General features: G+C 39.0%; 8 protein-coding genes. 6 read left to right on the forward strand and 2 right to left on the reverse strand.

Going from position 1 to position 13387, the window contains the following annotated elements; all coding sequences use genetic code 11:
- Positions 1 to 26 precede the first annotated feature (26 nt).
- Both AC07VK_RS01985 and AC07VK_RS01990 read left to right on the forward strand, forming a co-directional pair.
- Positions 27 to 1460: an ATP-dependent DNA helicase gene (locus tag AC07VK_RS01985; RefSeq protein WP_492955886.1), complete on the forward strand. Its 1434-nt coding sequence runs from the start codon at positions 27 to 29 to the stop codon at positions 1458 to 1460.
- Positions 1461 to 1539: 79 nt separating this feature from the next.
- Complete coding sequence (locus AC07VK_RS01990; protein WP_492957961.1) at positions 1540 to 2211, forward strand: MCP four helix bundle domain-containing protein; 672 nt, start codon at positions 1540 to 1542, stop codon at positions 2209 to 2211.
- Positions 2212 to 2643: 432 nt separating this feature from the next.
- Here AC07VK_RS01990 and AC07VK_RS01995 read toward each other — a convergent pair whose 3' ends face one another.
- Entirely contained in the window at positions 2644 to 3489 is an 846-nt protein-coding gene (locus AC07VK_RS01995; RefSeq protein ID WP_057933523.1) for a CvfB family protein, read from the reverse strand.
- A gap of 349 nt (positions 3490 to 3838) precedes the next feature.
- On the opposite strand from AC07VK_RS01995, the gene AC07VK_RS02000 reads away from it, so the two are divergent.
- The 4 genes from AC07VK_RS02000 (at position 3839) to AC07VK_RS02015 (ending at position 9010) form a co-directional block, all read left to right on the forward strand.
- Positions 3839 to 4441 (forward strand): LURP-one-related/scramblase family protein, encoded by a 603-nt coding sequence (locus tag AC07VK_RS02000; protein ID WP_057933366.1) that lies wholly within the window; start codon positions 3839 to 3841, stop codon positions 4439 to 4441.
- A gap of 144 nt (positions 4442 to 4585) precedes the next feature.
- Complete coding sequence (locus AC07VK_RS02005) at positions 4586 to 6322, forward strand: ABC transporter ATP-binding protein (RefSeq protein ID WP_492957964.1); 1737 nt, start codon at positions 4586 to 4588, stop codon at positions 6320 to 6322.
- Positions 6306 to 8066, forward strand: coding sequence for an ABC transporter ATP-binding protein (locus AC07VK_RS02010; RefSeq protein WP_492957966.1), 1761 nt, complete (start codon positions 6306 to 6308; stop codon positions 8064 to 8066). Before AC07VK_RS02005 ends, AC07VK_RS02010 begins: the two co-directional genes overlap by 17 nt.
- Positions 8067 to 8119: 53 nt before the next feature.
- Entirely contained in the window at positions 8120 to 9010 is an 891-nt protein-coding gene (locus AC07VK_RS02015; protein WP_492957968.1) for an SMP-30/gluconolactonase/LRE family protein, read from the forward strand.
- Between the two features lie 198 nt (positions 9011 to 9208).
- Here AC07VK_RS02015 and AC07VK_RS02020 read toward each other — a convergent pair whose 3' ends face one another.
- A complete protein-coding gene (locus AC07VK_RS02020; protein ID WP_492957970.1) occupies positions 9209 to 13288 on the reverse strand; it encodes a hybrid sensor histidine kinase/response regulator transcription factor in 4080 nt (1359 codons plus the stop codon).
- Positions 13289 to 13387 lie beyond the last annotated feature (99 nt).

Consider the following 13387-nt stretch of genomic DNA (forward strand, 5'->3'; position numbering starts at 1 on the left):
TTAACCATTTAAACAATTAACCATTAATGATCCCGGATAAAAGCCAGCTTATCGCTTCAGCATACGAACATACGCCTACCAAGGAGCAATTGCTTTTTTGCGAGCGGATGTCGGTATTTTTGCAACAGGATGACGAGTACCGCTGTTTTGTGCTTAAGGGTTATGCTGGTACGGGTAAAACCACCTCTGTTGCGGCCTTGGTGAAGGTTTTGAAACAATTTAATCTGCGTAGTGAACTGCTGGCGCCAACTGGAAGAGCAGCAAAGGTGATGAGCCAGTATTCATACAGAAAAGCTTTAACCATACATAAACGGATTTACCGCAAGCGCTCTGCAGCATCGCCCGAAATGCAGTTTCAATTGGCTCCTAACCTCTCGGAAAATACGTTGTTTATTATCGATGAGGCCTCGATGATTGCCGATGAATTTAACGAAACAGGCTCTTCAATATTGAGAGACCTGCTGGAGTTTGTATATAATACCAAGAACTGCTTTTTGCTTTTTGTGGGCGATACCGCGCAGCTGCCCCCTGTGGGGAGTTTAGATAGTCCGGCATTGAACGAACAGTACCTCAAAGATAAATTTGCCTTAACCGTGTCATCTGTCGAGTTAAAGGAAGTGGTTAGGCAAGGAAAAAAATCGGGTATTTTGGCCAATGCTACGATGTTGAGAAATCAGATTGCTAAAAATCCTGAAAATCCGATGCCTAAATTCCTGACTAAAAGTTATACCGATATCTATAATATGCCTGGTGCGCGTTTGGTTGAAGGGCTGGAATATGCTTACCGCAAATTTGGCATGGAAAATACCCTGGTGGTTTGCCGTTCCAATAAATCGGCCAATGTATATAACCAGCAGATCAGGGCAAGATTGCTTTACCGCGAAGAAGAATTAACAGGAGGCGATCAGATTATGGTGGTGCGGAACAATTATTTCTGGCTGCCTGAGAACGAGGATACTGCTTTTATTGCCAATGGCGATATGGCAAAGGTTATCCGCGTGAGGGGTGAAGAAGAACGTTATGGATTCCGTTTTGCCGATGCCACTTTAGAATTTATGGATTTCCCCGCTGCAGGACAGATTAGCTGCAAAGTAATGTTGGATACCCTCAATTTAGAAAGTGCTAATCTGCCTTATGAACAGAATAAAAAGCTTTTTGACGGGCTTAATGAAGATTATGAACATATTGCCAATAAACGACAACGGATGTTGGCCATTAAGGCTGATCCTTTTTATAATGCCCTGCAAATTAAGTTTGCTTATGCGGTAACCTGTCATAAAGCACAGGGTGGACAGTGGGATGCTGTTTTTGCTGATCAGGGTTACCTGACTGAAGAAATGATCGATCTCGATTTTCTCCGCTGGTTATATACTGCGGTAACGCGAGCAAAAAAAGAGTTATATTTAGTCAATTTTGCGCCTCAGCTTTTCGCGAAGACCGCGCAGGAGGATTACTTTTAGAACGTGATTACACAGATTTAAGGATTGCACAGATTGATTTTCTTTGTACCCTTGTGGTGAACATACTAACCAATTATATATGAAATTTGCCTTTAGTCTTAAAAACAAGCTGAAAATTGCTTTTTTGCTGTTCTGCATCATGTGCTGCACCTTGTTGATCCGCTTTTTGGAAGATAAAAGTGTAGAGAAGATTAACGAATCTTTTATTTCAATGTATAATGATAGACTTGTTCCGGCGACAGATTTATACTTTATTGCTGAAAACCTATATTATAAAAATCAAATCCTTCAGGAAATATTGTTAGGTAATGGTGCTGTTCATCCCTCAACTGGTATGGTGAAAATGAATAAACACAACCGTATAATAGATTCGGTCATTAATAAATATGAACTTACTTTATTGGTAGAACAGGAGAAAAGTTTTTTAAACGATCTTAAAAAAGCATTAACTGTTCAACAGGGATTGGAGGCGAAAATAATAAACATAGCGGGTGCTGAAGGAAGGATAATTTATGAGTCGATGGGGGAAAATGCCGTTGATGAAACACTGGTTAAACTTTCGGCCTTGATTAAAATACAATCTAAAGTTGGTAATGATCTGATTAAAGGTTCAAAGATCTTTGTTTCGGGAACGAAGGTATATTCTACCTTGCAGGTTATTTTGGCTATTGTAATCGGAATTATGATCGTGGCCATTGTTTCGGCCTCGAATGCAGTGAAGGTGCAGAGTGAAAAGTTTAATCTGAATTAGGTTTTAACCTCTCGTATTAGGATTGACCACGAAGACACAAAGAAAATTTCGTTATCTCGATCATAGCGGGGATCCTTCAACTATGCTATCAATGAAATACTCTAATAAAAAGCGTCGTCATCTCGACTGGAACGCGGTGGAATGGAGAGATCTATCTAGAGAGATTTCTCCATTTCGTTTCACTTCAGTCGAAATGACGATTTATATATTGGCCACGGAGGCACGGAAATCACGGAAATTGGTCCTTCATCTCGATCGCAGTATTCCCAAGTCTTTTTAAAAGATTTCTCCGTTCCGCTTTGCTTCAGTCGAATGACGATTTATATATTGGTCACGGAGGCACGGAAATCACTGAAAATTATTCCGTGTTAATCTGCGTTTCCATGGCTAATTATAGATAATCTGTGCTTATCCTTTTGATCTGTGGCGATCTTATTCTGCTTCGTCGTCTGTAATCAGTCTGATCGAATCGTCAGAAAGTACAATTAAACGCTCCTTATATAGTGAGCCAATGGTTTTTTTGAAAGCGCTTTTACTGATCTGGAAACGGTGATAAATATCTTCCGGAGAACTTTTATCGCCCAGTTCAATTACACCACCACTCTTTTTAAGCTCTCTCAACATCATCTCTTTCGAATCGAGAATATGGCCGTAACCACTTGGCTGCAGGGTTAAATCGATCTTACCTTCCACACGGATTTTCTTGATCCAGCCTTTGCGCATCTCGCCCGGTTGGATATTATCAAAAACCTCGTTATTATAAAGTAAACCAATATATGTATTGTTGATAATGGCGTTAAAACCAAGATCAGTTTCTTCTGTAATCAATAAGCTCACCTCATCACCTTCTTCAAAATCAAAACCGTCTTCTTCAACAAAATCGTATAGCTTAGAAGAAGCCAATAAGCGGTCGTTACTTTCGTCTAAATACAGGTAAACCACATATTTATAGCCTTTTTGCATCGGCCTTTTTTGCTCGCGGTCTGGTACATATACATCTTTATCGATCCCAAGATCCATAAAAACGCCATCATCACCATCAGAAACCACTTTCAAAAAAGCGAAATCGCCTACTTCGGCATAAGCTTTCTGGGTAGTGCCAGTTAAGCGACCATCTTTTTGTACAAAAACAAAAACGGTAATGTTATCGCCAATTTCTACGCCATTCGGAACGTATTGGTAAGGGAGGATGACCAGTTTATCGCCATCGGTTAAGTTTAATCCAGCTTCAGTTTTGCTTAAAATCCTTAACTCGTTGTATTTTCCTATTTCAATCATGTGTTTGGGTTTAACCATTTTCTTCAATGGCTTTTGCTGCAAAGGTAGCAATGTTTAGCTGCAAATTAGTTTTTAAATCAGTTGAAATAATTTTAACCACAGATAAAAAGGATGCACACTGATACTAAGATCTGTGTGCATCTGTGGTGAAAAAACTAACCTCATGTTTCTTTTTAGCCAGATTATCATTGACTGACTCGGCTAGAGCGGTCGTCCTCTCGACCGAAGCAACGCGGAGTGGAGAGATCTATTAAATGGGAGCTATCAATGATGATCTATCACCGCTATTTGAACCTGCAATGAAAAAAAATATATATTTTAGCAACTTATCTAATATTTAATCTACAGTATGAACAAGCAGATTCCTCCATTTTTTTTAAGCGACGAATATTTTATTGATGAGAAAGTAAACTTTTTAAAGTTTGCGAACGAGTACAAGGTTTATAACGATCAGGGCGCTCAGATCGGGATTATTAAACAGCGTATTTCTGGCTGGCAAAAAGCTTTAACCTTATTGGTTGATAAGCGAATGATGCCTTTTAAATTAGAAATTACCGATACCAACGATCAGTTACAGGCCACCATTACAAGAGGGTGGACATTCTGGATGTCGAAAATTATTGTGACCGATCCGCTTGGTGTTGAAGTGGGGATTATAAAACAAAAATTTAAATTCTTCAAGCCAACTTTTACCATTTCGAGCCCAACATCTGGAGAAGAGATCGCAAAAATATCTGGCGATTGGAAAGCATGGAATTTTAGTATCACCAATAACGCAGGTGCCGAAATGGGCAAAATAAACAAAAAGTGGGCTGGTGCTTTGAAAGAAGTTTTCACCACGGCCGATAAATACAATGTATCTATCGATCCCAGTTATGCCGAAAGCAATCAAAAAGTTGCAATTGTGGCCACTGCCATTACCATTGATATGGTTTTGAAGGAAAGCAAGTAGGATAATTATTGAATGAGAGAATGATTGAATTATTGACCGAGCATATCCCTCGAATAAATTATATTCTCTCATTCAATAATTTAGTCATTTAATCATTTCTTTGGGTTAAATTTGAAGCCTACAATTTAAGGTATCTTCATTGATATGGAAAAAACCAAAGGAGCCAAAAAGCCGAGTATTTTCAGTTTACTTGGAAACTACAGCGGCTTAATTTTTATGCTGATCCTGTTTGCGTTGCTCAGTAACGGTATCAACTTACTCTTACCAAAGATTATCGCAAGCGGTATCGATTCTTATACCAACAAAACTTTCAACCTTCAATCCATTCTGCTTCAGTTTTCACTGGCTATTGTACTGGTTTTTATCTTTACTTATTTGCAAAGTATTGTACAGACCTATGCTTCTGAACGTGTAGCTAGAGACTTAAGAACAAGGTTATCTGATCAGATTTCGCGACAGAGCCATGCCTATATTATTCAGGCTAATCCCTCAAAACTGTTAACCAATCTTACAGCCGATGCTGATTCGATTAAAATGTTTGTTTCGCAGGCTATCGTTTCTATCTGCTCGTCTATATTTTTAATTGTTGGGGCAAGTATTCTGCTCCTGATAATTAACTGGAAACTGGCACTTTGTGTGATTGCTATTGTGCCGATAATCGGTGGGGCATTTTTCTACGTGTTAAGCAAGGTAAAAGTGCTTTTCAAAAAGAGTAGGGAAGTGATCGATTGGCTGAACAAGGTAATCAGCGAAAGTATTTTAGGCTCGGCTTTAATCCGGGTAATTAATTCACAAGCTTTAGAATACAATAAATTTATAGATGCAAATGCCAAAGCAAGAGATTTAGGAATTTCCATTCTCCGTATGTTTGCGGCACTGATTCCGGTTATTGTTTTTACAGCCAATTTATCTGGTTTGTGCATTCTGGTACTGGGTGGTCACTTTGTCATCACCAATTCGATGACCCTGGGAGAATTTACCGCTTTTAGCAGTTACCTCACCCTCATTATATTTCCCATTTTGGTAATCGGTTTTATGAGCAATGTAATTGCGCAGGCTACAGCATCTTACCAAAGGATAGAAAGTGTGCTGAATGCTGCTGAGATCAAACATCCAGGCACGCTGACTACACAATTGATAGGGGATGTGGAGGCAAAAGATCTTAGTCTAAGTTTCGGACAAAAACCAGTTTTAAAATCGGTTTCATTTTCTGCCAAGGCAGGTTCTAAAACTGCTATTATCGGCCCTACTGCTGCGGGTAAAACACAATTACTTTATATTTTAACAGGTCTTATTGAAGCAGATGCTGGTGTGGTGCTGTTTGATAACGAAGAAATTAAAAAGTACAACCAGGAGAGTTTTCACCAACAGGTTGGCTTCGTATTTCAGGACAGCATTATGTTCAACATGAGCATCAGGGAAAATATTGCCTTTAGCGATACCGTTACAGATGAATCACTGGCCAAAGCCATAGCTACTGCCGAACTTAAAGATTTTGTAGATGCTTTGCCTGATCAGTTGAATACTATTGTTTCAGAGCGTGGAAACAGCCTTTCGGGTGGACAGAAACAACGTATTATGTTGGCCAGGGCTTTAGCGGTGAATCCGAAGATCTTATTGCTTGATGATTTTACAGCCCGCGTTGATACCAATACCGAGAAAAGGATTTTGGAGAACATCCAACAAAATTATCCTGGTTTAACTTTACTTTCCATTACACAAAAAATAGCTTCTGTTGAACATTACGACAAAGTGATCTTGCTGATGCAGGGCGAAATCATTGCAGAAGGAACCCATCAGGAATTGCTAAAAAGCAGTCCCGAATATGTTCAGATTTACAATTCACAACAGAGCACCAGTAATTATGAACTACAATCTTAACCAGCTTAACACCGGGCAGGAAAAGCAATCTACTTTTAAGGCGCTGAAAAGCCTGCTTAAACTGATCTCGGCTGAACGTAAGAACCTTTGGCTGGCGCTGATTGCCATTTTGGTTAACTCAGGTCTGTTGCTTTTGGGTCCATTACTGGTAGGCCATACTGTTGATACCTACATCCGCACCAAACAGTTTCATGGTGTGCTTATTTTTGGTGGCATACTGTTAGTGATGTATATGATTGCCATGGTTACAGGTTACACCCAAACCAGGTTGATGGGTGGAGTAGGCCAGCGAATGTTATACACCTTACGCAATGCCATTTTTAATAAACTACAGGAGTTGCCCGTTTCATTTTTTAATCAGAACAAAGCTGGCGATCTGATTTCGAGGGTAAATAATGATACCGATAAGTTGAACCAGTTTTTCTCACAGTCCTTAATGCAGTTTATAGGCAGTATTGTAACCATGATCGGTGCCGGTATTTTCTTGCTTTCGATTAATTTAGAACTAGGTGCCGCAACACTTTCGCCTGCGGTGGTGATCGTTATCTTTACGATGGCTTTATCACCCTGGGTAAAAGGGAAAAATGCCAAAAACTTAAAAAGCGTTGGTGGAATGAGTGCCGAAATACAGGAAAGCCTGAACAACTTTAAAGTGATTATTGCCTTTAACCGCAGGGATTATTTTAGGAAACGTTTTAATGAAGCCAATACTGAAAACTATAAAACAGCAATAGGTGCAGGTTTGGCCAACAATATTTTTGTTCCCGTTTATGGTTTATTATCAAGCATAGCACAGCTGATTACCTTATTGTTTGGCATTTACCTGATTTCTACCGGAAACTTTACTTTGGGTTTATTGGTGAGTTATATAGCTTATACCACTAATTTTTATAATCCGTTAAGGCAATTGGCTGCACTATGGACAAGCTTTCAGGTGGCTATGGCCAGTTGGGACAGGATATCGCAGATCTTATCGTTGGAGAGTGACCTAAAACAGATAGAAGTTGAGGGAAATATCAATTCTGATGCTTTGCTTGAATTTAAAAATGTGCATTTCTCTTATGATGACAGTAAAGAAATCCTCCATAACATTAACCTGAGGTTCGAAAAAGGAAAAACTTATGCTTTAATTGGACCAACCGGAGGAGGGAAAACCACTACTGCTTCTTTAATTTCGCGTTTATACGATGCCACAAAGGGAACAGTTTTATTAAATGGTAAAGATATCCGTTCATTTTCTGCAGCGGAGAGAACACAAAAAATCGGATTCATTTTACAGGAACCATTTTTATTTACCGGAACGGTAAAAGAGAATATCTTGTATGGTAATAGTCAATATAAGGAGGTAAGTGACACGCAGTTGGAGAAAATAATTGAAGAAGCCAATCTGAATGCACTTTTAGCCATATTTGATGAAGGGTTAAATACACAGATTACTTCCGGATCGGACAGTATAAGTTTAGGCCAGAAACAGCTGATTGCCTTTATGCGTGCGGTGCTCAGAAATCCTGAACTGTTAATCCTTGATGAAGCTACGGCCAACATCGATACCATAACCGAACAACTTTTGGGTAGTATTTTAAATAAATTGTCGAAAGAAACTACGCTTGTTATTATTGCACATCGTTTAAATACCATCGAAAACGCTGATGAAATTTATTTTGTAAATGAAGGTGAAGTGCAAAAAGCCGGAACGCTGAATGATGCATTAAATATGTTACTGAAAGGGAAACGGGTAAGTTAATACTTTTACAAACCTGATAGATTTTTGAAACTGATAGTTTAAAAAAAATACAAATGAAAAAATATTTCTTCTTTTTGGCGCTTTCAGCCTTAAGCCTCATCTCTTTTGCGCAAAGTGCAGGGCAAAACCTTTTTGTTCAGGATAGTTTAAAGTTGATTTCTTCACAATTTAAGTTTACAGAAGGTGCATCAGTTGATAAACAGGGAAACGTGTTTTTTACTGATCAGCCTAATGATAAAATCTGGAAATATGGTATTGATGGCAAACTGAGCCTGTATATGGACAAATCGGGAAGGGCAAACGGTACTTATTTCGATAAAAAAGGCAACCTGATTGTTTGTGCGGATGAGGATAACCAGATCTGGTCTATAGATAAAAACAAAAAGATAAAAGTGCTTTTCAGTGATTATGAAGGCAAAAAGGTAAACGGACCAAACGATATCTGGTTAGATGCCAAAGGAGGTATTTATTTTACTGATCCTTATTATCAGCGCGATTACTGGACCCGAAAATCGCCTGAGATTCAAGGGCAAAAGGTATATTATCTTCCGAAAGGAAAAAAAGAAGCGATTGTCGTGGCAGATGATATTATCAAGCCTAATGGCATAGTAGGTACTCCGGATGGTAAATTTTTGTATGTGGCCGATATGGGTGCCAATAAAACTTATCGTTATCGTATTGGTGCCGATGCCAAATTAACAGACAGGCAACTCATCCTTAATCAGCATTCTGATGGGATGACTTTAGATAGCGATGGAAATATCTATGTAACCGGTAAAGGGGTAAATATTTATAAACCTACAGGCGAACAAATCGGTCATATTGAAGTGCCTGAACAGTGGTGTGGTAACATTTGTTTTGGCGGAAAAAACAAAAACATGCTTTTTATTACGGCTTCAAAATCGCTGTACATTATTCCAACGAATGCAAAGGGCGTGGAGTAATAGTTTGTTATAGCCATTTAAGGGCATATAAAGCCGAAAAAACTAAGAATGAATTAATGTGAAAATTTTTTCTGTTCAGTTTATTCAACCCCTAAAAATATTAAAGGCATTAATTAGTTTTGGATTCCTACTTATAGGGATAGACGACTATGAAAAAGCCCTCTCAGGATTGAAGGGCTTTTTTACTTTAATCCATCCTTAAGGTTTTAGGTTCTGCATGTAGCCGGTTGGCGTTACGCCGAACTCTTTTTTAAATGCTTTTGTAAAGTATGATTGTGTTTGAATACCGATCCTGTACATAACCTCTGTCATCAAAACATCTTCACTTTTCATGATCTCAATGGCTTTTCTGAGTCTAGCTGATCTTACAAACTCACCAATAGATTGTCCTGTGATTGATTTTATTTTCTGGTAAAGTTTGGTTCTGCTCATTCCAATTTCTTTGCAGAGGTAATCGATATCCATTTCAGGATTAATCATTTCCGCATCAATGATCGATAATAATTTGGTGAGGAAAGCCTTGTCTCTTTCAGAATGGGCAAGCGCTTTGGGCTCAGTATCTTTATTTTTTAAATAATGGTCTTTCAGTTTTTGCCGTTGCTCAAAAATATTTTTAATGGTAAGCTGTAACAGGTTAATGTTGATGGGTTTGGTGAAATAAAGATCGGCGCCCGATTCGGCACCTTCAATTTCAGCTTCCACACTGTTTTTAGCGGTAAGCATTAAAAACGGGATATGGCTTGTTTCAATATCTTCTTTAATGCGCTTACAAAATTCTGTTCCGTTCATGCTAGGCATCATCACATCGCTGATAATCAGGTCAGGTAAATTTTTTCGAGCCTGTTCAAGCCCTGAGTGGCCATCTGAAGCTTCAATAATGGCATAAAAAGGACTTAGCGTATCCTTTAAAAAAGTTCTCAGTTCTTCGTTGTCATCTACAATTAGGATACTGGTTTTAGTATTCGCAGGTGTTTGTTCGGTTCCCGGTTGGATAACTTCAGTTTCCGACCGGTAGCTGATACTTTCGAGCCTTGTGCCACCAGGCTCGTTATTTTGGCTGAACTGTTCATTTTGCGTATAATCTGCCTTGCTGCTTGGGATGCCGATAATAATTTCTGTTCCTTCATTCCGCTGGCTCGATACCTGAATTAATCCTTTATGCAATAAGGTTAAGCTCTTTACGAAAGCCAATCCCACTCCCGAGCCCAGATGCGTTTCGGTTATCCGGTAGTAGCGCTCAAATAAATGCTGGATAGAATCTTTAGAAATCCCAATTCCACTATCAATCACGCGGAAATAGATGTAAGCTTTGGCCTCATAGTCACTTTTGATCACCAATTGGTTTTCAAATTGTAGTTTATAACCGATCGGTTCGTTGAAAACCTGAAGTTTGAGTATTCCACCAGCTTTAGTATATTTAATGGAGTTATTAATCAGATTGAGGATAATTTTTTCAATTACCTGTCTGTCGAACCAGATATCGGCTGGGAGATTTTCTTTTTCTACGGTAAAGCTGATTCCTTTTTCAGCAGCCATTTCCGAAAATTCTTCGGCAACCTCATCAATAAAAAGGTTCAGGTTACCGTTTATCACATTGAGTTTTAAAGCCCCCGAAGCTGTTTTCCTAAAATCCATCAGTTCATTAATGAGCCTCAATAAACGATTGGCATTGCGGTGAATGGTATGGTAATAACTTTGGAAACTTTCTTGTGTATCTTCCCTCAACAGGCGTTCTATTGGCCCCAATATTAGCGAAAGCGGTGTGCGGAACTCATGCGAAATGTTGGTGAAAAACTGAAGCTGTGTCTGGTGCATTTCTTCTCTTTTTTCTTCCTCTATTTTTCTGATTTCCAATCTACGTTTAAAGCTCAGCGCTAAATAGGTTAAGTAAAGAGCGGTTGCAATAACGATTAACCTAAACCACCAGGTTGCCCAGAAAGGTGGAGAAATGATGATTTTCACAGCAGTTCCGTTGGTATTCCAAACATTATCGTTGTTCGATGCCCTAACCCTAAAAGTATAAGTTCCCGGATCGAGGTTGGTGTAAAAGGCCTGTTTCACATGGCCGGCAAAAACCCAGTCTTTATCTTCACCTTCTAAGCGGTAAGCATAGTTGTTATTTTCGTTGGCCACATAATTTAAACTGGCAAAACGGAACGATATTGAAGCCTGATCATAATCCAGCTGAAGTTCTTTGGTGTAACTGATGTCGTTTTCGAGTACAGAACCTGCTGTGTTTGGTAAGATTTTTTGATTGAAGATCTGAAATTCGGTAAGGTAAACAGGTGGGATAAATTTGTTGGTCTGAATATCATCAGGGAAAAACGTGTTGAAACCGTTTATTCCCCCAAAAAACATTTCCCCATTCCGGGCTTTTAAATAAGCATTGGTTTCAAATTCAAGTCCCTGCAAACCATCAGCTGTATTATATTTTTTAAAAGTCTGGTTTTGTGGATTAAATCTCGTAAGGCCATGGGCAGTCGAGATCCAGAAATTGCCTTTTTCATCTTCGGTAATTCCTTTTATAAATTCAGTTGATAAACCTGCTTTGGTGGTGTAAAGTTCAAATTTGTTCTTTGCACGGTTAAAGCGGTAAAGACCAGCCTGCCCGATCCAAAGGTTTCCTTTACTGTCTATAAAGATTACCCTTAAATCCGGTCGTTTTCCACCGCCCATAAAATAATGGGTAAATACCTGGGTATTGAGGTTATAACAGTTTAAACCGCCATCATCGGTGCCAATCCAAAGGTTTTTGTATTGGTCTTCATTAAGGGAAACAATGTTATTGCCTGTTAATTTACTGCCATTTTTCCCCTCGGTAATGCGTTTAAACTGTTTGCTTTGTGCATCGAAAAGGTTTAAACCACCATAATAAGTGCCGATCCAAAGGTTGCCATTGCTGTCTTCGAACGATTTTTGTACATAATCCGAAGAAATGGAAGTAGGATTGGCATTGTGGTTAAAACGGGTAAATGAGCCATCGTTGTGCATGAGGTTTAAGCCACCTGCCCAGGTGCCGACTAATAACAAACCGCTTTTTGTTGCGGTAATATCTAAAACGGCATCAGCACCAATACTATTGAGGTTGAAGGGATTATAGCGGTGATGGATAAAGGTTTTACTGATTTTGTTATAAATATCGAGTCCGCCACCATCAGTCCCAATATAAATGTTGCCGGCTTTATCTTCATGGAAGGCCCGTACATCATTGTAACTTAAACTGTTTTTGTTGGGCTCCTGGCGCACCAATTTAAACTTTTCTGCCTGTGGGCTATAGAGGTTTATTCCTCCCCGGTGGGTACCAATCCACAAATTATCCTGCTGATCGACGAAAAGTGCCGAAACGGTGCGCTGCGATAAACTAAAGGCATTGCCAGGCTCGTTCTGATAATGTGTAAATGATTCATTTTTAGGGTTAAAAAGGTTTAAGCCACCATTGATACCACCAACCCATAAGTTTTTATGCTTATCGAAAACAATTGCCCTTATCAGGTTGCTTCCTATACTATTGCTGTTTTTTTCCTGGTGCTGGTATGTTTTAATGGTATTCTTGCCAGGATCGTAATAGATTAGGCCATTTTCTTCTGTTCCAAACCAAAAAGAGCCATTTGAATCTTTTTTAATCACCCTAAAGGATTCATTTTCTAATGTTTTAATAATTGCTGCTTTACCTGATTTAAGGTCTAATATATGAATACCAGCATCGGTAGCCATCCAGATATTTCCTGAAGCATCGCAATACAGATCATTGATGTAATCTTTTCGGTCGGTTTTTGCCACATCGGATTGATATTGATATCGGCTAAAGGTATTCGAGGTTTTGTCGAGCAGGTTCAGTCCACCACCATAAGTGCCTACCCAGATTCCTTTGCTGGTTTCTTTAACTGAGGTAACAATGTTGGTCTGGTTCTTTTGGTTTTTGGCCCTGTAGGTAAAGAAATTGTTTTTCTCGGCATTAAACCTGTTCAGTCCATCCGAAGTGCCGATCCAAAGGGTATGGTTTTGATCTTCAAAGATGCACCTGATAAAATTATCACTGATGCTATTTTCGTTTTTGTTGTGCTTAAAAACAGTAATCTGATTGCCATCGTATTTATTCAAACCATCGCGTGTACCAAACCAGATGAAACCCCGATGGTCTTGAAAGATGCATTCAATGGTGCTGTTCGATAGTCCATCCTCTACACTAACATGCTTAAATTTTAAATTTTGTGCGCTAACATTTCCTATCGAAAAAATAAAGAGGAGCAGGAAAAAAGTTTTCGTTAACGTGTTCATTTGACAGTTTATGCAGACAGTTCTGAGCCGATAAAGATAATTGATTTTTTATCAACCTTATTATAGAGGATGGGTAATCGTCGGAATTATAAACGATGG

Source organism: Pedobacter sp. GW821-FHT01D05 (assembly GCF_059422505.1).